The following is a 22,334-nucleotide window of genomic DNA, read 5'->3' as shown; positions in this document are numbered from 1 at the left end:
AGTTGTCGTCCATGCGTAAGGCCAGGTATTGGCCGTCGGGTGATAACCGTGGATTGGATAATTCAGTGTGGCGGGCAAAATCCTCCACCGGAATTACCTCAGCCGCGATGGTGGCTGTGGGTAACAGCAGACAAAGCGCAGGCAGCAGCGCCCGCGCGAATCGATATGACATAACTCTCCCCTTGAACATGCTCCCTGTATTCAAACCGATGACCGGCGAGAGCGCGGCGGTCTGGTTGGATGGCCTCAAGTTGCCTCGGCCCGTCGCTTGACCCTGCTCCCCCGAGCCATACGGCAGCGATCCGTGGGCGAGTATAGCCAGCCCGGGCGGGGCGTCGAGGGGGCTGCGCGCACGCCGCGGGGGTTGCCCGCTACACTTGTCTTTTGCCGCCAGCCCATGTGCCCATGACGCAGCCTTTTACCGTCGCTTTCAACCCTGTGGCCTTCGGGCTGGGGCCAGTCCAGATCCACTGGTATGGGTTGATGTATCTGCTGGGCTTTCTCGGTGCCTGGATGTTCGGCGAGCATCGCCGTCGGCAGGGCCGCTTGCCGGTAAGCCGTGACGCGTTTGGTGATCTGGCTTTCTACGCGATGATGGGAGTGATCATCGGTGGCCGGGTCGGCTACATGCTGTTCTATACCGATATCCACTGGATCTGGACGGACCCGCTGGCGTTATTCCGGGTGTGGGATGGCGGCATGAGTTTTCATGGCGGCTTGCTCGGTGTGCTGGCGGCTGGCTTGTGGTGGTCACGCAAGCACAAGCTGCATTTCTTCGATACGGTGGATTTCGTCGCGCCCTTGGTGCCAATCGGGTTAGGTCTTGGCCGGCTGGGCAATTTCATCAACGGTGAACTATGGGGCAAGCCGAGCCTGCTGCCATGGGCGATGATCTTCCCCAACGCGCGCGAGCAAGATCTGCAGCTGGCCGGTAGCGATTCGGTCTTGGCGCAATGGATGCAACAGTTTCATGGCTTGCCGCGACACCCTTCGCAGCTGTACGAAATGACCCTGGAAGGAGTGGTGATGTTCCTGGTGTTGTGGGTGGTTTCGATGAAGCCGCGGCCGCGCTACATGATCTCCGGGTTGTTCGGGCTGCTGTACGGCTGCTTCCGTTTTGCAGTGGAATTTGTGCGGTTGCCGGACGTGCAGCTGGGCTATCTCGCCTTCGGCTGGTTGACCATGGGGCAGATTCTTTCGTTGCCGTTGATCGCGATCGGTTTGTTGCTATTGGCTATGTCGCGGCGCGCCCCCACGTTGCCATTGGTGGTGGCGGGCGAAACGGCTACGGCAGAGCAGGGTAAGGTTTAAACGATGCGCGCCTATCTCGATTTATTGCAGCATGTGCTCGATCACGGCACTGAAAAAGCCGATCGGACCGGCACTGGCACGCGCAGCGTCTTTGGCTGGCAGATGCGCTTCGATCTGGCACAAGGTTTTCCGCTGCTCACCACCAAAAAACTGCATGTGAAATCGATCATCCATGAGCTGATCTGGTTCTTGCGGGGCGATACCAATACCGCTTATCTCAAAGAGCATGGCGTCAGCATCTGGGACGAATGGGCCGATGCAGATGGCGAGCTTGGGCCGGTGTACGGCAAGCAATGGCGCGCCTGGCCAAAGGCCGATGGCGGCGTGGTGGATCAGATCAGCTGGCTGATCGAGGAGATCAAGCGCAATCCGGACTCGCGCCGCCTGATCGTGAGCGCATGGAATGTCGGCGAGTTGCCGAAAATGGCCTTGATGCCGTGTCACACGCTGTTTCAGTTCTACGTAGCCAACGGCCGTTTGAGCTGCCAGCTGTATCAGCGCTCGGGTGACATCTTTCTTGGGGTGCCCTTTAACATCGCCAGTTACGCCCTGCTGACTCAGATGGTGGCGCAGGTTTGCGGGCTGCTGCCGGGCGAGTTCGTGCATACCCTGGGCGACGCCCATCTTTATAACAATCATGTAGAGCAAGCGCGGTTGCAGCTTACGCGTCAGCCGTCGGCGTTGCCGACGTTGCGGCTCAACCCGGAAGTGCGCTCGATCTTTGATTTTCGCTACGAAGACATCGCCATTGTCGATTACTTGCCGCAACCGGCGATTAAGGCCCCAGTGGCGGTGTAATCACGTAAAATTGACGCCTTGGACAACGCCTTGCGGCGTTCCCTGCGGCTTTTACATCTCATTGATGAATCTAGGATTTTCATGGCTATTTCGCTGATTGCTGCGCTAGACGAAAACCTTGCTATTGGCCGCAAGGGCCAGCTGCCCTGGCATTTGCCGGACGACTTGCGCTGGTTCAAGCAACTGACGGTCGGTAAATACATCTTGATGGGTTACAACACCGCGGTATCTATCGGCCGTGCGCTACCTGAGCGCCAAAACCTGGTGTTGTCGCGCAAGCACGAGGCGCCGTTTCCGGGGCAGCGTACGGTACGTTCCGTACTAGAGGCACAGGCACTGAGCGATGGCACCGGACTCATGGTGATTGGTGGCGGCCAGGTCTACGCCGAGGCGCTGCCGCTGGCCCGCCGGATGTACCTGACCTGGGTGAATGCAGCGACCGAGGGAGCCGACACGTTCTTCCCCGGCGTACATTTCAGCGATTGGACCGAGGTGTCGCGGGTGCATCACAAAAAAGACAAAGAGCACATCCACGATTTCGACATGGTCGAATATATCCGCGGCAATTGATGCCGGCGAACCCGATGCACGTGATGGCTGGCGTCATGCTCGATGCCAGCGGCCGTGTGTTGCTGGCGCAGCGACCACCCGGCAAGCACCTTGCCGGGTTTTGGGAGTTTCCTGGCGGTAAGATCGATGCGGGTGAAATGCCGCTAGCCGCCTTGGCACGTGAGTTGCGCGAAGAATTGGGTGTCGAGGTGGATACCTCGGTAGCCACACCATTGATCCGCATCCCCTGGTGTTACGGTGAGCGCGAATTGTTGCTGGACGCTTGGCGGGTCGATGCCTGGCAAGGCACGCCACGCTCGCTAGAGGGGCAGGCGCTGCAGTGGCTGATTCCGGACGAAGTGGACCCGACGACGCTCGCCCCCGCCGACCTTCCGATCCTGCAGGCCTTGCGGCTTGCACCGTACTACTCGATTACCCCGGCCCATGTGCAGCCGAATGCTTTTGCCGCATGGCTGGCTCGCCTAAGTGATGCGATTGAGCAGGGCGAGCGCTTGTTACAGCTGCGGCTGCCGCTATGGCCGGTGGGCCGCGTACGCGACCTGGCGAGTGCTTTATTGCCGTTGGCTCGGCGTTACCGGGCATCGCTGTTGCTCAATGGCGATATTGAAGGTGCGCGTCAGCTGGGGGCGGGTATCGGCGTGCAGCTGAGGGCTAGCCAGTTGGGTGAGTTGTCGCAGCGTCCACTGCCGTTCTCGCAGCCTGTCGGCGCCAGCTGTCATAACAGCGCCGAGTTGGCACAGGCCTCGTACCTGCAAGCGGATTTCGCCACCCTGTCGCCTGTGGCCGCCACGGCCTCGCATGCCGACGCAGCGCCTTTGGGTTGGTCGCTCTTCTGCGTATTAGCGAAGGATGCCGCTTTGCCGGTTTATGCCTTGGGTGGCATGACACGAGAGCAGGTCCAGGATGCCCGGGCTGCTGGCGGGCAGGGAGTGGCCGGTATCAGCGGCTTTTGGTGAACGAGGAATATCCGATGCGATTACGCGTTTCTGGCCAGCTCAAGATAGCTCGCGTGCAAGCCAGCAACGGCCGTGGTCAGTGCGATTTCATCGGCACTGTTATCAATAATGTCGTCGGCCAAGGCCAGCCGTTGCTGGCGGCTGGCCTGACGATCGAGCATGCGTTGTGCCAGCACGGCGTCGATATGGTCACGGCGCATAAGGCGGTCAAGTCGGACGGGATCAGGCGCATCGACCAGCAGACTGCGATTGACCCAGCGATAGTGCGCGATGTTCTCAGCCAACAACGGAATCGCCAGCAGGCAGTAAGGGCCGCGATCCGCCTCGGCGCTCTCGTGCAGCCATTGGCGCACTCGCGGATGGACGATACGCTCCAGCGCAAGCCGGGCGTCATCGTCGGCAAACACACGCTGGCGCATGGCCGCACGATCCAGCTGGCCCTGGGCATCCAGCGCTTCGGCGCCAAAGGTTTGCACAATGGCCTTTAAGCCCGCGCTACCGGGCGCAACCACCGCGCGTGCCGCGATATCGGCGTCATAGACGGCGATGCCATGTGCTTCAAAGCAGCGTGCTACCGCGCTTTTGCCTGAGGCAATGCCTCCGGTCAGGGCGATCACGTAGTGGTGGCGCTGTGCGGTCACCGCAGCCCGGTCCATTGCATATAGGTCTGCAGCAGTTCGTGGCCAGCGATAAACCAGACCCAGCCCGCGGCTGCGATAAACGGCCCGAAAGGCATCGGTACCTCGCGGCCATGTTTACGCAAGGCGATCAGGCCGCCGCCGACCAGCGCGCCGATCAATGACGACAGCAAGATAATCGGCAGCAAGGCGGTAGGCCCCATCCAGGCACCGAGGGCGGCGAGCAATTTGAAGTCGCCGTACCCCATGCCCTCCTTGCCGGTGAGCAGTTTAAACAGCCAGTACACGCTCCACAGGCTTAGATAACCGATGGCCGCGCCGATGATGGCGGCGGTCGGCAGCACAAAGAGCGGCAACAGGCTTAGCAGTAACCCAAGCCAGAGCAGGGGGTAGGTCAGCTGATCGGGCAGCAGCTGGGTGCGAAAATCGATACCCGCCAGGGCTATCAGCGTCCAGGTAAAAGTCAGTCCGGCCAAGGCCGGCCAGCCGAAGCCGAACTTCCAGACCATGGCTGCACTGAGCAGGCCGCTGAGCAATTCGACCAAGGGGTACTGGATCGAAATGGGGGTCTTGCAATAGCGGCAGCGCCCGCGCAACAACAACCAGCCAAATAGCGGGATATTGTCCAGCACCGACAGCCGGTGTTTGCAGTGAGGGCAGTGTGACGGCTCACGGACAATGCCCGGTGGCAGTGGCGACTGGTCCGCCTCCAGCTCCAGTACATCGCGCGCCTCATTCCTCCAGCTTGCCGCCATGCGCTCAGGCAGGCGCAAGATCACTACATTGAGGAAACTGCCGACAAGCAGGCCGAGCACGCCGGCGATGGCGGTCCAGACCCAGGGAGAGAGTTCGAGCATGCGCGGTCCACCGACGTAAAAAACTTGAAAGCCCCCTGATAGAGGGCTTTGAGATGCGAAGCTTACGCGGTACCGGCAAGTTTGAAGATAGGTAGATAGAGCGAGATCACCATGCCGCCGACCAGTCCACCTAGGATCACCATGATCATGGGCTCGAGCAGGGTGGCGAGGGTATCGACTGCGTTATTGACCTCTTCTTCGTAGAATTCAGCGACCTTGAACAGCATTTTGTCCAGGGCACCCGACTCTTCACCGATGGCGGTCATTTGAACCACCATGTTCGGAAACAGATTGGTTTGACGCATGGCCATTTGCCGCACCGCATCGCCGTAAACGATGCTGCCCGTCGCGCCAGAAACGGCCTCGAGGGCTTCTACCAGCGGCACGCCAGCATGAAAGGTAACGCCAAGCGTGCGGGCAAAGCGGGCAATCGCCGACTGATGCATGATGTTGCCCATCACTGGCAGCTTCAGCACGACGCGGTCCATGAAGTGGGCGAATTTGATCGAGCGCTTTTTCGCCATCACTAGCGCCACGATAGCCGCCACGATGCTTCCGATGACCAGCCACCACCAGTGCTGCATGAATCTCGACGCGCTAACCACGATCTGAGTCGGCAAGGGCAGCTCGGCACCCGCATCCTTAAAGGTCGTCTCAAACACGGGTACGACGAACAGCAGCAGGATCATGGTGACCAGGAAGGCGACCGCCAGCACCATCATGGGATAAAACAAGGCCTTCTTGATCTTGCTTTTGATCGCCTCGGTGCGCTCTTTGTAGGTCGCCACCGTGTCCAGCACGGTATCGAGCACACCGGCAGACTCGCCTGCGTGGACCAGGTTTCGGTACAGCTCGTCGAACTCCACCGGGTATTTGCCCAGCGCCTCATGCATGGATGAGCCGCCCTCGATGCCTTGTTTGACATCGTTGAGCATGTTCTTGAAGCGGACGTTTTTCTGGCCGCCGGCGATGATGTCAAAGGACTGCACCATGGGCACGCCCGAGGCCATCATGGTGGCGATCTGGCGGCTGAAAATGGCAACGTCGCGGGGTTTGACCGTGCTGCCGGTAGAGCCGAACAAAGGCTTGCCACGCTCGCGCACCGTCTGCGGGTTCATGCCCTGGCGACGCAGCTCGGCTTTGACCAGCGAAGCATTCTTCGCCGGCATGTCGCCCTTCATCCGCTTACCGCGTTTGTCCAGGGCCACCCAGTCGTAGGTGGTCAGCGCACTGACTTCGGCACGTTGAGCGCCAAGGCTGCGTGTGTTCTTTGCGGTTGCGGTAGCCGTCGCCATGCATGTTCGGTGCTACGGCCGTCCCAGATCGGCGAATGTCCCTGTTCTTTGAAGGCAAGGGAAGCCTTTAATCCTTGGTAACGCGGTCAATTTCGGCAAGGCTGGTTATGCCGTTCTTGGCCTTGAGCAAGGCGGAGGCGCGTAGATCGTTGACGCCGGCCTTACGGGACACCTCGGCGATCTGGATCGCGTTTCCTCCTTGCAAGACGATTTTCTGAATCTCTTCCAGCATCGGCATGACCTGGTAAATGCCTACGCGGCCCTTATAGCCTTCGTTACAGCTCTCACAGCCGACGGCTTCATACAGGGTGAGCCCGGCATCGATCTCCTCCTGGGTAAAGCCGGCGGCGAGCAGTGCATGGGGTGGCAGATCCATCGGCTTTTTACAGTCATGTAAGCGCCGCGCCAGGCGTTGGGCAATCACCAGGGTGACCGACGAGGTGATGTTATAGGGCGCAATGCCCATGTTCATCAGGCGGGCGATGGTTTGCGGTGCATCATTGGTGTGCAGGGTGGACAGCACCATATGGCCCGTCTGCGCCGCCTTGATGGCGATCTCGGCGGTTTCCAGGTCGCGGATTTCGCCGACCATGATGATGTCTGGATCCTGACGCAGAAAGGAGCGCAACGCGGCGGAGAAGGTCATGCCCCGCTTGACGTTCTGCTGCACCTGATTGATGCCCTCGACGCGGATTTCCACCGGATCTTCGACCGTGGATATGTTGCGCTCGGCCGTGTTTAGGATGTTCAGAGCGGTATACAGCGATACGGTTTTACCCGAGCCGGTAGGGCCGGTGACCAGCACCATGCCATAGGGCTTGTGGATGGCGTCGAGGTAGAGGTTTTTCTGTACTTCCTCGTAGCCAAGCTTGTCGATGCCTAGCTTGGCGGAAGATCCATCCAGGATACGCAGCACGATCTTCTCGCCAAACAGGGTCGGCAAGGTGCTGACACGAAAGTCGACCGCGCGGCTTTTGGATAAATTGAGCTTGATACGACCATCCTGCGGCACCCGGCGTTCGGCGATATCCAGGCCGGCCATCACCTTTAGGCGCGACGAAATGCGCGGCGCCAGCTTCATCGGCGGGCTGGCCACGGCACGCAACATGCCGTCCATGCGCAGGCGGACGCGGTACTGGCTCTCGAACGGTTCAAAATGGATATCCGAAGCGCCGCGGCGAATGGCGTCGACCAGGATCTTATTGACGAACTTCACGACCGGCGCTTCTTCGCCAGCGGTGGCGTCGATGCCGGTGGTTTCGGCCTCGTCATCATCTCCGCTTTCAAGCATCAGATCGTCGAGGTCGCCGTTGCCCATATCCGGCACGGCATTGCTCATCGTGTTGAGCACGCTCTCGATCACCCGGATCAGCTGGCCGCGTTCGACCAGGATCGGTTCCACCATGCAATTGGAGTTGAACTTGATCTCATCCAGCGCATGCGATTGCATCGGGTCGGCGATGGCGACAAATAGCCGCTTGCCGCGCTTGAACAGCGGCAACGCCTTGTGTTTGTTGATCAACGCCTCGCTGATCACGCCCAGCGGCATACTTGCGGGGTTAAGGGACGAAACGTCCAGCATCGGCATGCCGAATTCGGCCGATGCAATCTGAGTGAGTTGGATGCTGTCCACCAGATTGTGGTCCAGCAGCCAGGCGGCCAGCGAGGCCTTTTGCTGGCTGGACTCGGCAACGGCCCGGCGCACGTCGGCCTCTGGCAAGATCCCTTCAGAGACCAATCGTCGGGCCATGCCTGAGAGGCCGGTCAGCGACACTTGCGGTTGCGATGACATAGTTATTGTTGTCCAGCCCCCTGACAGGCTTGGAATTTACCCCAGTTCAGAGCATGGGTCATCCTTACTCGGTCACAGATCTCCCCGGAGTGATCCAGCGCACAATGTTGGCGGCTGCAAGTGGGGTGCCTGGGGAGAGTCGGCGACACCAGGCCCTGGCGCGTTATGATTCTTTGTCTCAACGGGGAATCACCTTGAATCGCTTAAGCATCATCCTGCCGGCCAAGAACGAGGGGGCTGCGCTTGCCGACTTGCTGCCACGCCTGCGTGCAGCCCAGCCAGAGGCCGAGATCATCGTGGTCGACGATGGCTCCACCGACGATACCCCGGCGATCTGCCGGAGCAGCGGGGTCAGTTGTTTATCCTCGCCCTATTCGATGGGCAACGGAGCCGCGATCAAGCGAGGCGCGCGAGCCGCAAGCGGCGAGATTGTGGTCTTCATGGATGGTGATGGGCAGCATGACCCCGCTGATGTTGCACGCCTGCTGGAGCGTTTGGAGCAGGGCTACGACATGGTGGTCGGCGCCCGTGACTGGGGCAGTCAGGCCGGGGTAGGTCGCGGCGTCGCCAATACCATTTACAACTGGCTGGCTACGCGTATGACGGGGCATGTCATTGCTGATCTCACCTCAGGTTTTCGTGCCGTGCGAGCGGACAAGTTCCGCGAGTTTTTGCATTTGTTGCCCAATGGCTTCAGCTATCCGACGACCAGCACGATGGCGTTCTTCCGTAGCGCCTACCCGGTGGCCTATGTGCCGATCAAAGCAGGACAACGTGTCGGCAAGAGTCATATCAAGCCACTCAAGGATGGTGTGCGTTTCTTGCTGATCATTTTTAAGATCGCGACCTTGTATTCACCGCTGAAGTTGTTTGTGCCGGCGAGTGGTCTATTTTTCTTGCTCGGTAGTATCAATTACGGTTGGACTTTTGTTCATGATGGGAGGCTCACCAACATGAGCACTTTGATGTGGAGCGCAGCTGTAATTATATTTTTAATCGGATTGGTTTCAGAGCAGATTACGGCACTCACGTATCGCCCTCGCGACTGAGTATTGCGTTGAATATTTTGCAAAGAATGCACGGTTGTGGTGGCTGCGATTTGGACAGAATCCAAAAGCAGGGCGCTGTCGTCCTGGTGACTAGCTCTTTCCCGATTCTTAATGATGGTAGCGAGGCAGCTGGCTCATTTGTTGTGGACTATGTTGAGGAGTTGGCAAGACACGTACCGGTACGCGTAGTTGCCCCTGGGCTGGCTGATGGGCGTGAATCTTGGTCAAGTCATATCGAGATATTTCGTTACGCTGCACCAGCGCAGCCGTTATCGACTTTGAAGCCGTGGCGTCTTGGTGATATCTACTGGATTTTTCGTGTGCTGCGAGGCGGTATGCATGCTACGCGTGCCGCTTCCGCAAATGGTGCTATGCAAGTATTCGCACTTTGGGGGCTTCCCTGTGGTGAATGGGCTAGACGTGTAGCGCGAGAACAGGCCATTACCTATTCAGTGTGGTTGCTTGGGAGCGATGTTTGGTCTTTAGGGCGTATACCCATTTTGCGCAGTGCATTGGCGCGCGTTATTCGTCAGGCAACGTGCGCATATGCTGACGGCTATCAATTAGCAGACGATGCGACGCGCATTAGCGATGCTCCGGTAAGATTTTTGCCCAGTTCACGCAAAACTAATAATGGAACTCCACCATTACCTCGTTTGTCGCCCCCATACCGTTTGCTGTTTCTGGGTCGTTGGCACCCAAACAAAGGTGTTGATCTGTTGCTGGATGCTTTAGCACTCTTGAATGACAACGATTGGACATGTATCGAGATCGTTGAAATTCAAGGAGGAGGCCCTTTGGACGGGCTCGTGCGCAGAAATATTGCTGCTCTGCAGGCATCCGGTCGTCCAATTTGCGCGGGGAAATTTCTGGACAAGGACGAGGCCGAAGCAGCGATTGTGCGTGCAGACTGGTTGTTGATCCCGTCGAGAGTCGAAAGTATTCCGGTAGTGTTTTCCGATGCGATGAAGCTCGGTCGGCCAGTCATTGCAATGCCAGTAGGTGACTTGCCCCGGTTGATCGATTCTCTTGCGGTAGGGCTGTATGCCGATCAGGTAAGTGCCGAATCATTTGCAAATGCGATGAGGCAGATGCTGCACGCATCGCCGAATGATCGCAGTAAATCGCTACGTGCAATGGCCAGTCGTTTCTCACTGGAAGAATCTGTAGCCGTTTTGCTTCGGGGATGCGAGCATGAGGAGTGAGCTGAGGCGTCGCGTTCTGCGTTTGTTCTGCGCGTTACTTTCAATACTGGCATTGATCTGGACAATGCTGATGCTGTTGCACGCGTGGCCAGAGTTGAGGGTGCACTTGCCTCAAATGCATAAGCGATGGCTACTGGCTGCCCTTATCGGAATGACCATCTCAGGATATCTGGCGTTCGAAGCCTTTCACGTTTTGTTTCGGCAGATGAAATTTGATTTATACGGGCGCCGGTATTTGGCGCACCTGTATTTCATTGCGCAACTGATGAAGCATTTGCCGGGACGTATCTGGGGTATCGCCTATCAATCGACCACCGCGAGTCAGGTCTCACTGACAGAGTGGGTAAGCATCAACGCAATGTACATGGTACTGACCATGGGGTTTGCTGTGTGGGTTGCAGCGACGTTTACTAGCCTGCTGTTCTTTGGCGCTATCTGGGGGACGTTTGTGTTCATTGCTGGCGTGATCGGCTACGTCCTAGGCTGGCATTCCCGATCAACGAGAACAATTCTGTCGCTTCTGGCGAAGTTACCAGTGCAGTCCTTTGTACGGTTAAGTATTGCTCTCCAGCCCTTCTCGAATGCTTCGGTTGTATTCAAGATTCGCGTTATGTTGTTTTTTTCAGCGAGCTGGCTGCTCTATCTGGCTTCTTGGGGTGGTTTTGGTTTGGCTTGGCCGGGTCTTGATGCAGCGGACGGGGTTTACCTCTGTGCCTTGTATACGGCAGCCTGGCTGGTTGGTTACCTCAGTTTTCTTTCCCCTTCTGGGCTGGGTGTCCGGGAGCTCGCATTTGTCACTCTCGCGCATCGTTTTCCAGCGGATGCGGTAGCAGGCATGGCTGTATTTGGACGAATAAGTTTGCTTGCGGTGGATGTCGTACTAGCCTTGTTATTTGCACCTTTTAAGGGGAATCAGGTGAATGAGCATGCGAACTTGCCACAATTTGATGATTCTGGCCTCAATCTAGTTGACCCGAATGATCGGCGTGGCTTGAAGACTGCTTATATCTCTCTGCTGCAGTCGATGGCTCTTGCCAGCTATGTAGGTCGTGGAACGGGCTCAGCGCTTGACCTTGGGTGCGGGTACGGTCGCATGAGTGGAGCACTACGCGAGTTGGGATGGGATGTCGTAGGAGTAGATCCATCCCAGCGAGTGTTGTCAGCCGCAGCAACGATCATGCCCGATAGCAAATGGTGCGTTGGGCGGTTGCCTGAATTGCCGTTTGCTGCAGAAAGCTTCAATTTGGTTATTGCGCAGAATCTTCTGCGGGTTTTGCATTTGAATCAGGCGCTCGATGTTGCGAAGGCAATACCTAACATGGTCAAGCCGCAAGGGCATTTTGTGGTGGTCGACAATATTCGCTCTGGACATCCTGATTACGTATCGGAGGATTGGATTATCTCAACGTTTACAGAGATGAACCTTCGCCTCGTGAAGCGAGTCGCGATTCGTAAGGCGCGTTGGTGGGGGATCTATGCGGTGCGCTATGGGCTAGTGCCAAGTTCTCTGCATGAATGGCTTGCTGCATACGAGTTACGGAGGATGGAGCAAGTGGTTCGACCCCCGACTGCGCAATATCACAATGTTCTCTACGTTTTTGAAAAGCTGATATGACTAAGCACTCCAACTCTGCGCGGGCTGTAATACTCAGCGGCGGGGCTGAGATTGTTAGCGTTTCTATTGCGCAGGCCTTTGAGTCGGCGGGAGTTTCTTATGCGGTAATTTCCCTGGTTAAGCACAGCTTGTTGGCACGTGCCGCTGGTTGTGTTTCCATGACGGACCTCTCGGATGTGGCAGGTAATCCGGAGCGTCTTCGATGTCGATTGCTAAATATTTTGACGGATCTTCATGCGCTTGTAGGCTCTCGTCTTGTTGTGTTTGCAACAGAGGATGGTGGCCTACGTTGCTTGAATGAATTTTCTGCTGAAATTTTGAAGATCGCGGAGTTTCCGCGGGCTCGATCATTAAGGCATGGCGGGCTTGACAAGGCTGAGTTATTTACTTTTCTTTCGGGCACCAGTGCAGCAATTTATATGCCGCCAACAGAAATTGTCTTGGATGTAGACGCTGCGCCCGGGGTGCTCGAACGGTTAGGAAATGACGCGATATTCAAGCCTGCTCTTAAGCCATGGAATATGGATTTACATGACATGGATGGTTCCAAGGTAGTTACTCAAGCGAGATCGGATGAGCCAATCGCTGATTTGCTTAGGCGGTTGCGGAAAGCGTGGCCTTTGTCGCAGCGCTGGGTGGCACAAGCCAGACTGCAGCAGTATGAGATGGGCGAACGAGGAGTGTGGGCGGTTCGTGATGGAGGGACGATGGCTTCCATTGAATTTGTCGAGCGTTGGAAGTATCCCGTACAAGGCGGTACAGGTTGCTGGGTGGAGACGTTAGAAGGAAATTCATTTGTGCCTGCAGCAGTCTCCATCCTTGATGCTGTCGATTATGTTGGGCTGGCTGAAATTCCATTTCTTAAAACAGCTAGTGGTGATGCTCGTCTTCTTGAGATCAATGCTCGCGCGTGGTTGCAGGTTGGCCTCGCTGAAAGAAGTGGATTGTCCCCGGTCATCAAGACACTGCATTTGCTTTCCGAAGGGCCGGCGCCGGCTGCGACGTATAAGTTACGACCAACCGTATGGATCAATATCGAGCGGGCTGTTGCAGCAGCAGCAGGTGGCGGTGTTGGGCCACGTATCGCAGCCTTTGCTGCGTTGATGAGAGCAATGGCTAAATATCCTGAACTGGCTATCTATTCATCGAGAGTGCGTGGCGTAAGATGGCGTTGGATAGGTCGCGTCCTCACCGCTATTTGGAATCGGCTTCGAGGACTTCATGTATGAAAAATGGGCGGCCGCGGATAGGTGTCTTCGACTCGGGTGTCGGCGGTTTGACCGTGCTCAATCGCTTGGTTGCCAAGCTTCCGAATGCGGATTATCACTATCTCGGTGACACAGCCAGGGTTCCCTATGGGAGTCGTTCGTCGGAAACAATCATAGGGTATTCGCGCGATGGCCTAAACTACCTGTTAGGGCTTGAGGTGGATTTACTCGTGATCGCCTGTAACACGTCTTCGGCCATTGCCCTTCCACGTATTGGGCATGAGTTCAGTGTTCCAGTGCTCGGAGTGATTGAAGATGGCGCCGCGGCTGCACTTGATGCTGCAAAGCACGGAGTGCTGGTGCTCGGTACACGTGCGACGATAACTTCGGGTATTTATCAGCGGCTGATTACTAGCAGTGGAACTGGCTTGAGCGTACTTGGCCTCGCATGCCCTTTGTTTGTACCCATTGTAGAAGAGGGGTGGGCCGAAACGCCTGTCGCGGAAGCCGCCATTAAAATGTATATGTCATCTTGTATGGACTACTCATACGATCTCATATTGCTTGGCTGTACACACTTTCCGATTATGCAGGACACGCTACAGCGGATCGTTGGAAAGCATATACGTATTGAGGATCCAAGCATTCGTGTGGCCGATCGCGTAGCCTCCATGTTGCCTGAGGCGGGCAGGTCTTCCGCACCTGAAATTCATTTCCATGTGACGGATTCGCCGGATAGTTTTGTAAATGTAGCTAAGGCAATGGGAGTCCGGGTCACCAACGAGGTAACGCACGTCGATTTGACTGCATTGAATAGCTAATTTGGATTCGTTGTAGCTGACTTTCTACAAATAAAGATAAAACCAGGGAACACGCTAGGGATATTGGCTGCGATCCATACGGCGGCACGTTGACGAACACTGCCTGGCGGCAATAAGTCTTCACTGTCATACCGCTCGGGATTGTTGCTGATGCGTTCTGCGCAGGATTCGATCTCGAATCGTCGTAATAGGTGCCGTATTTTTCGTAAGCCTAGTGGTCGTTCAGGGTAATAGTCCCCCCGCTTCGTCAGGCGCATATACAAATCTGCCAAAGGTCTTGGTAGCCAGCTCAGAAAGAGAAGGCCGTAGTGAGGCTCGACAGGTTCCCACCGATTGGGGCCTGCAAAATAACAGTGCCCACCTTCTTTGAGCACGCGCCAGATTTCATCGACCAGGCGCTGTGGATCATCAGTGTGCTCGTAAATATGATTACAGATGACAACATCGATGGAATCATCTCTGAAGGGTAGTTGCTCACCATCCGCAATCGAGAAAACTATATTGCCACTGGGCCTGATGCCAGCAGATGCGTCTAGATCCACACCGACGCAAAGGGCAGCGTCTTCACGCATGATCTGCATCATCTTGCCTGATGAGCAGCCTACATCAAGAAGAATTCCACGTGGGCTGGGAAGAGCTCCTGTTTCATATAATAACGTTCTGATTTTTGCGGCGCGCTTTTCCCGCGTGCTGAAGTACGCCTCAAAATTTTTTTCTTCGCGCGTAGGCCAACCTTGGCCAATATAGGTCTTGGCTTTTTCTTTTAATGTGGTGCGCCGATTTGACATCTAGGATTCAGCCTCTGAGGCTGTGGATCGTTGCGTCGATAACCCTTTCGACATCCGGATCACTGAGCTTGGGTGATAAGGGCAGGCTGACGGTCTGCCTTCCAATGTTCATTGCGTTTGGCCATTGTTCCGGCTTCCAGCCATAACGTTGTTGGTAATAAGGGTGCTCTGGCACCGATAAATAGTGGACGCCTGTTCCAACGCGGCGAGCGTTCATTGCATCAAGAAATGCATCGCGCGAGATTCCACAGTGGGATTCTTCGATGAATGCAGTGAACAAGTGGTAGGCATGGCGCGTATCGGCTGCGGGAGTCGCAGGTAGTCCAATCGGGAGGTCTGCGAAGGCTTGCAAATACCGAGCCCAGATGGCTTCGCGTTTTTTCCAATTGGCTTCCACACGTGCCAACTGATGGATGCCAATCGAGGCTTGTAAATCCATCATGTTGTACTTGAAACCGGCCTCTACCACTTGGTAGTGCTTGTAACCCTGGTCGCCGAAACGGTGCCATGCGTCTTTGCTCATGCCGTGCAGTGCCAATACCTTGGCTCGCGCTATAAGAGCTTCGTCGCGGCCGACAATCATTCCTCCTTCGCCGGTAGCTACGTTTTTGGTTGCATAGAAACTGAAACATCCGAAATCACCAAACGTGCCGGCTTTGCGGCCATGATAAGTAGTCTCGATGGCATGTGCGCAGTCTTCTATGACAACTAGGTTGTATTTATCGGCTATCGCGGTTATTTGATCCATTTCGCAAGGACGTCCAGCGAAATGTACGGGCAGGATGGCTCGGGTCCGTGAGGTGATGGCTGCTTCGATGGCAGAGGGATCGATATTCTGGGTTCGCGGATCGACATCGGCGAGCACGGGCGTCAGTCCGGCGTGAATGATCGCGTTAACGGATGCACAGAAGGTCAATGGTGTCGTGATAACTTCGCTGCCAGGCTCCAGATTTGCAGCGACCATGCTCACATGCAGTGCAGCTGTGCAGGAGTTGACTGCGGCCACTTTGTTCGGAACAAGGGTTTGATACTTTGCGAAATCTTGTTCGAATTGTGCGACACGTGGACCTGTGCCGAGCCAGCTCGAGCGCATGCACGCGGTAACTTCGTCGATTTCAGCCTGCTCAATGAGCGGGGATCCAAAGACTAGAAAAGGTTCCGTGGCTGAGTCAGAGGCAGAGTTCATTGCTTGGATTGCCAGTGAAATGAGGGTTGATCGATATCGTGTGGGAATATCGATGAAGCGTAAAGGGGGGCTTATCAATTTACAGTTGCAGGAGTCTTTTTTACTTGGATTTCCAGTGATTCGATCACGCCGTCCAGACGCCCCATAACATTTCGCTGACGTAACTGACTAATTTGTTGGCGCGCCTGATCAATTTGCCCCTGAGAGATATACATGCGCGTAAGGCTCTCTCGGTAGACTGGCTCGTTGGAAGATTCTGCTACTGCCGCCTCAGTCATACGTAGGCCTAGTTCACGATCGCCCAATACGTTCCATGCGTATCCACCATATATTGAAAGTAGCCGCGCACTTGGCGCAGGGTGTGAGAGGGCGGCAACAAAAGCATCCTTCATTCTATTCTTTGGCAGGTCGCAATCTTGCGCGCGCGCACATTCGGCAAGCGCACTAAGCGAGCTTTCGTCCTGGACTCCTGATTTATAGCTCTCGAGCTTGGCGATCATGCTGTCCCACCACATGGACTTAAGTGGTAAATGCATCCGAGAATTCATGAAGATCAATGCTTGCTGCGGAAGTATCGAAGATTTCGGTAGGCTGGCTGCTCTCTCAAGCGGAGCATAGGCTAGTTTGGTGAAGGGGGATCCTGGGTCGTAACGCGAGTAAATAATATATGTGCGGCCTAGCTCGTATTGAGCTCGTGGTGAATTCGGAGCGCGCGTCGCAAGTTCTCGTGCTAATCGTAACGAGTCACCCCAGGCGTAGGCGGTCGTGCCAGTTGTCAGCATCCACCACAGCATCAGTCCAATGAGTAGTGTCGAGCCGGTCAGCCGCATTAGTTGTTGGCTTTTCGTCTCAGAGATAGGCAGGCCTCGTCTTGGGATCAAGGACGGAATAATGGCTAATAGCAAACCAAAGCTAGCGAAATAGTTGCGGTGCTCGTAGATCAGCTCAAGCGGTAGGACGGTGCCTGTCAACAAGTGGCAGCCGAGGAATAATGCAATGCCGATGGATGCTAGCGGTCGACTAAGCCGTAGCCAGAGCACCGAGGCAGCGAGCACAGCAAGAAACAGCATGCTGGCTAAGGTGGTCCACGGCGTCAGTAAACCGGTCGAGGTCTGGAAATCGTCATGGTAAAATGACAGCGCGTGCGAGGTCGGTAGCAGCGTCCAGGCGACATAGTCGGCCACGATGCGCGCTTCGCTAAGCAGCCGTGTGCCGAGGGTGAAATCGCGTGTTGCCCAGGCTGAAGGCTGTAGTAGTCCAGGTAGCACCCATATCGTGCCCAGTGCCATCGGTATGACGAATACGACTAGAAATAGTCCGATGACGCGCCAGTCGCGTGCGCCGCTTGGTGATGTGCGGAAATTGAAGAGGACCCACTCGATCAGTAAAGCGTACAGCGGCAACATAACCGCTGTCTCTTTAGCCGTAAGTCCTAATGCAGTAGGCAAGGTGATACTGGTAACGCATAGCAGGAATGATGCGAATGATCGATGTGCGACGAGCATGCTTTCCATGCGCTGTACCACATAGAGCACCGAGGTCAGATTGATAGGAAGCAATAGCCAACTTGCCGCGATCAACGCGGCTATGACGCCTGCACGCCGTGACTCTGGTGTCTCATGCTCGGAGTCAGCAAGTAGCGAATCTGCTTGCATCGCAGGCTTGAGCGTCATGTCTGCCTGCAGCAATGCTCTGGCCAATAAAAACACTAACAAGCCATTCAGTAGATGGATGAACAGATTGGTTAGCTTCATCCAGAATGGATCAAGGCCACTGGCAAGATAGTTGGTGGCAAAGCTTAATGAGGCTAGCGGCCTTTTGAAGTCGCTGGCAGGAGAGGAGAGGGCGGCGCCGACCAGTGAAGCAAGGCTTACATCGGCTGGCTGCACGCTCTTGTTGTCGACAATGTTCGGGTAGTCGTCAAACAGCCAGCTGCCTGAGAGGCCTGGCGAGTACACCATGGCCGTCACGATCATGGCGAGAAGTAGCAGCTTCCAGCCGGTAAGGCGTTGCATGAAGTGAAATCTCACAAGCTCACGCAGACGTTGAGTGATATGGGGTGGCTAGATCAGAAGTAGCCCGCACCCCTGGCTTGGTAAGGGGCGCGCCTTCTTGCAGGGCCATGGTGGATATCCTTGAATTGGGCGTCAGATAGGTTACCTATCCGCAGTGCATCCTCAGATAGTCGGTTGCCTAGCCTGCCAGCAAACGTTCGTCAGGGCCAATCTGGATAAATGGTTGAGGGTTCTTGGGCTCGGGTATGGTTACGTAATGCTTGAAGGATACGGCTGTTGAGCCAATATTTCTGGGAGCGGCATTTATGCGTGGATTCTCATGATTTCGGTGGCCTCAGTGCAAAGTTCCAGTGCTTGGTGATGGGGCGAGTGCCTGCTCTGCCTGGTTCTGCAGCGCGCGCAAGTCAGTATCAGTACCTAGCGATGGTTGAATCTCCATGGCCTGGATGACGACTGCTCGAGCTTCCTGATTACGGTGATTTTCTAGCAGATATCCAGCCAGACGCTTGGCATAACCGGCGACATCTTTTTCGAGCTTCTGTGCCTGCTGCCACTGTTGGACGGCCAGCTCAGGATCATGCAGTGCGGCACCGGCCAATTCCGCATACATCACATGCAAGTTAAGTCGTGTGGGATTGCGCTTGGTGGCAATGTCGTAAGCGCGCGCCAGTTGCTGTGCATCGATATCAGTTCTTCCTTTGAGTCGCTCAGTCGCCAATTTGTCCAACGCCTGATAGGTTTCTGGCCCCATGGAGCGGGTTTGCAGCTTATTGATAAGGCTGTCCCACCAAATGGAGGTGCCATGCTGATCGTGTTGATCTGCTGCAATCAGTAGCAAGGCTTCCTCACCCATGATCGAGGCGCTGGGCAATGCAGAGGCTCGCTTCAGTTCATTGACACTGGCTGAGTAAAGTGGTGAGTCAGGATTATTTTGCGCCATAAACATATAGCGTCTAGCCAGGTCATATGCGGCGCGTGGAGATCCTGGATTGTTGTCGGCAAGGGTTTGCGGCAGTAGCAGGCGATCACCCCAGGTGGCGGAACGGACAGCGGTTAGAAAGCCGAAATTCAACAAGACAATGCCGGCCAAGATTATCGGGATGCGCCGATCAGCATGTCGAGTAGCGAGCCAAATAAGGTCAGCTGCTGCCAGCAGGATGCCGAACAGCGACGGGTAGTTGCGGTGCTCAAATACCAGCTCAAGAGGGAGTGGGGTGCTGGTAAGACTTTGCGCGACAAAGAACCAGCCGATGCCTAGAGCGAATAGCGGGCGCCGGTGGCGTATGGCGATGGCTACTCCTACCAGCCCGAATAGGAATAGGCCGCCCAGCAGTGTTGTTATGGGGTGGAGCAGGTCACGCGAAATGGGGTAGTTGTCGTAGTAAAAATGTAGCTGACTCGGCAGCGGCAGCACACTCCAGCCGATGTATTGAGACAATGCACGTAGCTGGGTCAGCTCGCGTTCCCATGCGTTGTAGTCGCGCCCTGCATAGGCTGCTGCGGTGGTGTAATGTGGGATCAGGTAGAACGTAAAAACCGCCAGCGCGGCGATGCAGCCCATGGCATAGATTACTTTCCATGCGCGTCGAGTGGCGGGTTGGCTCGTATGAAAACGGAGCAGGGTAAGTTCAAGCAGCAAAGCATAGCCTGGCATGAGTACTGCGGTTTCCTTGGCGTAATAGCCGGTTACCGTTAGTGCAGCGCATAGCAGCAGCCAGGGCCAGCTACGCCTGCCCTTGATTTGTTGCTGACGTGCGCGCCAGTAAGTGAGCAAAGCCAGCAGCACAAAGGTAAAGCCGAGCAACTCCATCCTCTGCACCACGTACATCACCGTGGAGACCTGCAAGGGGTGGATGGCCCAGAGCGTGGCGATGGCCAGGGCCCAGTGGCCAATAAGGCGGCGATGTTGGTTGTTATCGTCGGCGTTGCGTGGCTGCCAGCCGGCCAGCAATAACCGCTGCGTTAATAGCAATAGCAGTACGGTATTGAATAAGTGGATGGCTAAGTTGGTGGCCTTGAATCCCCACGTGCTACTGCCCAACGCATAATTGAGCGCATAGCTCAGCATGGCTATTGGCCGCTGGATATTGATATGCGACCAAGCCCACACTTGCTGCCATTCCTGCCAATGCCAGCCGGTGACATGGATGGCAGGATTCTCGGCGAAAATTGGGTAGTCGTCGAAGATGAAGCCACCAGAAAGGCCTGGCCATAGTGCTAGTGTGACCAGTACCAATGCATTAATAAGTGGACTCTTGTCAGGGTGCGGCATCAGAAAAGCAAAGGCCGCCATATGGCGGCCCTTGAAAAACAATACGTAGATGACTTAGTTCTGGCAACTTACCGGCGCATACTTGACTTTGTCTGTGGCAACAAGATCGCTCTTGCAGCTCCAGGCACCACTTGAGTTACGTGCCCAGGTTAAGATATGCGTAGCCAGTTTCGGGTTGGCATGACCACCAAACGTGGCTGTAATGGTCGATCCGGCACTAGCGAGCGTGCCGATAGCCACCTGAGTGGAAAGTAGGTCTGAAGATGTTGCCGTTAGAACGCAACCAGTGGCGCCAATGGTAACTACGCCATTATTTAGGCAGTCTTCCACGGTGACCCTTTGATCGCTGGCCTCACCCATAATACGGGTGAACTGCGACTTGATCACATAGGTCTGGTACTGCGGAATCGCGATAGCAGCCAAGATGGCGATGATCGCAACGACGATCATCAATTCAATCAGGGTAAAGCCTTTCTGCACATTCTTCATGGTGGTTCCTCTTTATGGTTAGCTAACCGTGGTGATGCCCCCTGAGCCCCGGTCCCGTACCCCCTAGGTTGGTCCGGACCCCTCACTCGTCGTCAGGAACGACCAGGAAGCTCACGGCAGTAGCAGCATCTTGTATGCCACATCTGCCGCTGGCAAAAGCCTGCGCATCAGCAGGCGTCCGGATTGTGCATGCCGTCGCAATACGCAACAAGCCAGAAGCGGTGACGCGGTGTTCGTACTGTGCAGCGGTTCGCGTAGTCGCATGAATTAGCTCGAGGGAACTGACGCCTAGGGACATGGCGTGACATTTTTTGTCACTGTGAGGCTTGTTTTAGTTCTTTGTACAACTGATTGGAGTGTATTTAGGATCCAGGTCGGAGTTGCATGACCAGTCTCCGGAGCTGTCTCGGGCAAGGTTGATGTGCTTATCTTGTACAGTGGACACGCCTTTTATTTGGCAGGTGATGCTGCCTGGGCCAGACACCGGAGCGGTTGCAGTAATAGTGCAGCGCGGTGTATCGGTAGGTAGGCCGAGATTGCCGACATCGACGTAGTTGCCATTGGAAATGCTGCCCTGGTTTACCAGGGTTTCGTAGGCGGTGCGTCCAGGGCTGATTTCGCCAAGTGCGGCCGTAGCCTGGGATTTGGCTACGTAAACCTGGTACGCCGGTATGGCAATCGCGGCAAGAACCGCGATGATCGCAACGACGATCATCAGCTCGATCAAGGTAAAGCCGGTGGTAAGACGCTTGCGCGCCATGATGTTTCCCCCTGTGGATAACAAGGGGGATGACGCAGGATCTATACCAAGCGCTGGTCGATTTATCGATGAGGCGGTACGGGCTATCGCATCAGTGAGTTTTCGTGACGCGGTGCTCAATTGCAGGGTTTTCGAGCCTCTTTGCTATGCGCACTGATATGTGGGGGGAATGCCTGCCTTACTTCACCCCATGCATCCAACGCTTGATTAACGGCGTCAGCAGTAGCGCGAGCAGGGCGGAGGCCAGGCCTAGCCAAATCATCTGTTGGAACAATGCCTAGCCACCATGCGCCCATCATCAAGCCGCAGGCTTGTGGCACGGAGAGCTGGGTCACCGCGGCGAGGCCGATGGGTGACAAGGTCACTTCGCCGATCTCGATCAATAAGTACGCCAGCACCAGCCACCACACGCTGCCTAAGGTATCGGGGCCGGCCATATGGTTGCTGATAAGCAGCGGTACGAAGGCGAGGCCGGCGAAGGCCAGGCCGATCGCACTTTTCATTGGCTTGGATGGATTCATGCCATAGCGTTCGAGAAAGGGCCACAACCAGGCCATCAGTGGCGATAGCAGCACGATGAACATGGCACCGAGATAGGTGAGCGAGCTTGCCGATTGCGGCAACACGATGCAGTCGCGCACGATCAAGGCAATGCCGGCCACGGTGAGTGTGCCCAGCATGATGCGCGCGATACGCTGGCTATGCATGC

20 protein-coding genes are annotated in these 22,334 nt (G+C 55.9%); 9 read left to right on the top strand and 11 right to left on the bottom strand.

Annotated elements, in window-relative coordinates:
* Window positions 1-405: 405 nt before the first annotated feature.
* The 4 genes from lgt to OUZ52_RS16670 all read left to right on the top strand — a co-directional run bounded on the left by lgt (window position 406) and on the right by OUZ52_RS16670 (window position 3,635).
* On the top strand, window positions 406-1,311 hold the full coding sequence (gene lgt / locus OUZ52_RS16685; RefSeq protein ID WP_266159671.1) for a prolipoprotein diacylglyceryl transferase: 906 nt from the start codon (window positions 406-408) through the stop codon (window positions 1,309-1,311).
* A gap of 3 nt (window positions 1,312-1,314) precedes the next feature.
* Complete coding sequence (locus OUZ52_RS16680) at window positions 1,315-2,109, top strand: thymidylate synthase (protein WP_266159670.1); 795 nt, start codon at window positions 1,315-1,317, stop codon at window positions 2,107-2,109.
* Between the two features lie 81 nt (window positions 2,110-2,190).
* Window positions 2,191-2,679: a dihydrofolate reductase gene (locus tag OUZ52_RS16675; protein ID WP_266159669.1), complete on the top strand. Its 489-nt coding sequence runs from the start codon at window positions 2,191-2,193 to the stop codon at window positions 2,677-2,679.
* 14 nt (window positions 2,680-2,693) lie between these two features.
* Window positions 2,694-3,635, top strand: a complete 942-nt coding sequence (locus tag OUZ52_RS16670) for a Nudix family hydrolase (RefSeq protein WP_266159668.1) — start codon at window positions 2,694-2,696, stop codon at window positions 3,633-3,635.
* A gap of 20 nt (window positions 3,636-3,655) precedes the next feature.
* On the opposite strand, the gene coaE is transcribed toward OUZ52_RS16670, so the two are convergent.
* From coaE to pilB, 4 genes are all read right to left on the bottom strand, one after another.
* A complete protein-coding gene (gene coaE / locus OUZ52_RS16665; protein ID WP_266159667.1) occupies window positions 3,656-4,276 on the bottom strand; it encodes a dephospho-CoA kinase in 621 nt (206 codons plus the stop codon).
* Window positions 4,273-5,130 carry a prepilin peptidase gene (locus OUZ52_RS16660; RefSeq protein ID WP_266159666.1) on the bottom strand — a complete coding sequence of 286 codons (858 nt, stop codon included), beginning with the start codon at window positions 5,128-5,130 and terminating at the stop codon, window positions 4,273-4,275. The genes coaE and OUZ52_RS16660 overlap by 4 nt, the downstream gene beginning before the upstream one ends.
* Window positions 5,131-5,192: 62 nt before the next feature.
* Complete coding sequence (locus OUZ52_RS16655; protein WP_266159665.1) at window positions 5,193-6,425, bottom strand: type II secretion system F family protein; 1,233 nt, start codon at window positions 6,423-6,425, stop codon at window positions 5,193-5,195.
* A gap of 67 nt (window positions 6,426-6,492) precedes the next feature.
* Complete coding sequence (gene pilB, locus OUZ52_RS16650) at window positions 6,493-8,217, bottom strand: type IV-A pilus assembly ATPase PilB (RefSeq protein ID WP_266159664.1); 1,725 nt, start codon at window positions 8,215-8,217, stop codon at window positions 6,493-6,495.
* A 194-nt stretch (window positions 8,218-8,411) separates the two neighbouring features.
* Between pilB and OUZ52_RS16645 the strand changes: the two genes are divergently transcribed.
* The 5 genes from OUZ52_RS16645 to murI all read left to right on the top strand — a co-directional run bounded on the left by OUZ52_RS16645 (window position 8,412) and on the right by murI (window position 14,115).
* Window positions 8,412-9,266, top strand: a complete 855-nt coding sequence (locus OUZ52_RS16645) for a glycosyltransferase family 2 protein (protein ID WP_266159672.1) — start codon at window positions 8,412-8,414, stop codon at window positions 9,264-9,266.
* A gap of 8 nt (window positions 9,267-9,274) precedes the next feature.
* Window positions 9,275-10,471, top strand: a complete 1,197-nt coding sequence (locus tag OUZ52_RS16640) for a glycosyltransferase (RefSeq protein WP_266159663.1) — start codon at window positions 9,275-9,277, stop codon at window positions 10,469-10,471.
* A 64-nt stretch (window positions 10,472-10,535) separates the two neighbouring features.
* The gene (locus OUZ52_RS16635) at window positions 10,536-12,086 is read left to right on the top strand and encodes a methyltransferase domain-containing protein (RefSeq protein ID WP_266159662.1); all 1,551 of its coding nucleotides are present in this window, start codon (window positions 10,536-10,538) and stop codon (window positions 12,084-12,086) included.
* Complete coding sequence (locus OUZ52_RS16630) at window positions 12,083-13,315, top strand: hypothetical protein (protein WP_266159661.1); 1,233 nt, start codon at window positions 12,083-12,085, stop codon at window positions 13,313-13,315. Before OUZ52_RS16635 ends, OUZ52_RS16630 begins: the two co-directional genes overlap by 4 nt.
* Window positions 13,252-14,115, top strand: coding sequence for a glutamate racemase (murI, locus tag OUZ52_RS16625; RefSeq protein WP_323135364.1), 864 nt, complete (start codon window positions 13,252-13,254; stop codon window positions 14,113-14,115). The genes OUZ52_RS16630 and murI overlap by 64 nt, the downstream gene beginning before the upstream one ends.
* Here the strand turns inward: murI and OUZ52_RS16620 are convergent.
* The 7 genes from OUZ52_RS16620 to OUZ52_RS16590 all read right to left on the bottom strand — a co-directional run.
* The gene (locus OUZ52_RS16620; RefSeq protein ID WP_266159659.1) at window positions 14,112-14,903 is read right to left on the bottom strand and encodes a class I SAM-dependent methyltransferase; all 792 of its coding nucleotides are present in this window, start codon (window positions 14,901-14,903) and stop codon (window positions 14,112-14,114) included. The two genes, murI and OUZ52_RS16620, sit on opposite strands and share 4 nt — an antisense overlap.
* Window positions 14,904-14,910: 7 nt before the next feature.
* Window positions 14,911-16,089 (bottom strand): DegT/DnrJ/EryC1/StrS family aminotransferase, encoded by a 1,179-nt coding sequence (locus OUZ52_RS16615; RefSeq protein WP_266159658.1) that lies wholly within the window; start codon window positions 16,087-16,089, stop codon window positions 14,911-14,913.
* A gap of 74 nt (window positions 16,090-16,163) precedes the next feature.
* Complete coding sequence (locus tag OUZ52_RS16610; protein ID WP_266159657.1) at window positions 16,164-18,104, bottom strand: hypothetical protein; 1,941 nt, start codon at window positions 18,102-18,104, stop codon at window positions 16,164-16,166.
* A gap of 334 nt (window positions 18,105-18,438) precedes the next feature.
* Window positions 18,439-20,397: a tetratricopeptide repeat protein gene (locus OUZ52_RS16605; protein WP_266159656.1), complete on the bottom strand. Its 1,959-nt coding sequence runs from the start codon at window positions 20,395-20,397 to the stop codon at window positions 18,439-18,441.
* Window positions 20,398-20,430: 33 nt separating this feature from the next.
* The gene (locus OUZ52_RS16600; RefSeq protein ID WP_266159655.1) at window positions 20,431-20,865 is read right to left on the bottom strand and encodes a pilin; all 435 of its coding nucleotides are present in this window, start codon (window positions 20,863-20,865) and stop codon (window positions 20,431-20,433) included.
* Window positions 20,866-21,196: 331 nt separating this feature from the next.
* Entirely contained in the window at window positions 21,197-21,625 is a 429-nt protein-coding gene (locus OUZ52_RS16595) for a pilin (protein WP_266159654.1), read from the bottom strand.
* A 116-nt stretch (window positions 21,626-21,741) separates the two neighbouring features.
* Window positions 21,742-22,334: POT-type proton-dependent oligopeptide transporter (locus OUZ52_RS16590; RefSeq protein ID WP_484489065.1), on the bottom strand; the 593-nt coding region annotated here is incomplete at its 5' end.

Origin of the sequence: Dyella silvatica, assembly GCF_026283955.1 — a bacterium.
Classification (GTDB): Bacteria; Pseudomonadota; Gammaproteobacteria; order Xanthomonadales; family Rhodanobacteraceae; genus Dyella_C; species Dyella_C silvatica.
The sequence above is the reverse complement of the archived record's forward strand: the minus strand, read 5'-3'. Positions and strand labels throughout refer to the sequence as shown.

Excerpts from the sequence above, each read along its gene's own strand:
- OUZ52_RS16620 (WP_266159659.1), bottom strand. The coding sequence starts at position 14,903 with ATGTCAAATCGGCGCACCACATTAAAAGAAAAAGCCAAGACCTATATT.
- OUZ52_RS16680 (WP_266159670.1), top strand. The coding sequence starts at position 1,315 with ATGCGCGCCTATCTCGATTTATTGCAGCATGTGCTCGATCACGGCACT.
- OUZ52_RS16615 (WP_266159658.1), bottom strand. The coding sequence starts at position 16,089 with ATGAACTCTGCCTCTGACTCAGCCACGGAACCTTTTCTAGTCTTTGGA.
- OUZ52_RS16630 (WP_266159661.1), top strand. The coding sequence starts at position 12,083 with ATGACTAAGCACTCCAACTCTGCGCGGGCTGTAATACTCAGCGGCGGG.
- OUZ52_RS16655 (WP_266159665.1), bottom strand. The coding sequence starts at position 6,425 with ATGGCGACGGCTACCGCAACCGCAAAGAACACACGCAGCCTTGGCGCT.
- OUZ52_RS16610 (WP_266159657.1), bottom strand. The coding sequence starts at position 18,104 with ATGCAACGCCTTACCGGCTGGAAGCTGCTACTTCTCGCCATGATCGTG.
- OUZ52_RS16600 (WP_266159655.1), bottom strand. The coding sequence starts at position 20,865 with ATGAAGAATGTGCAGAAAGGCTTTACCCTGATTGAATTGATGATCGTC.
- OUZ52_RS16660 (WP_266159666.1), bottom strand. The coding sequence starts at position 5,130 with ATGCTCGAACTCTCTCCCTGGGTCTGGACCGCCATCGCCGGCGTGCTC.
- OUZ52_RS16670 (WP_266159668.1), top strand. The coding sequence starts at position 2,694 with ATGCACGTGATGGCTGGCGTCATGCTCGATGCCAGCGGCCGTGTGTTG.
- OUZ52_RS16675 (WP_266159669.1), top strand. The coding sequence starts at position 2,191 with ATGGCTATTTCGCTGATTGCTGCGCTAGACGAAAACCTTGCTATTGGC.
- OUZ52_RS16635 (WP_266159662.1), top strand. The coding sequence starts at position 10,536 with ATGCTGATGCTGTTGCACGCGTGGCCAGAGTTGAGGGTGCACTTGCCT.
- OUZ52_RS16595 (WP_266159654.1), bottom strand. The coding sequence starts at position 21,625 with ATGGCGCGCAAGCGTCTTACCACCGGCTTTACCTTGATCGAGCTGATG.
- OUZ52_RS16605 (WP_266159656.1), bottom strand. The coding sequence starts at position 20,397 with ATGGCGGCCTTTGCTTTTCTGATGCCGCACCCTGACAAGAGTCCACTT.
- pilB (WP_266159664.1), bottom strand. The coding sequence starts at position 8,217 with ATGTCATCGCAACCGCAAGTGTCGCTGACCGGCCTCTCAGGCATGGCC.
- lgt (WP_266159671.1), top strand. The coding sequence starts at position 406 with ATGACGCAGCCTTTTACCGTCGCTTTCAACCCTGTGGCCTTCGGGCTG.
- murI (WP_323135364.1), top strand. The coding sequence starts at position 13,252 with ATGGCGTTGGATAGGTCGCGTCCTCACCGCTATTTGGAATCGGCTTCG.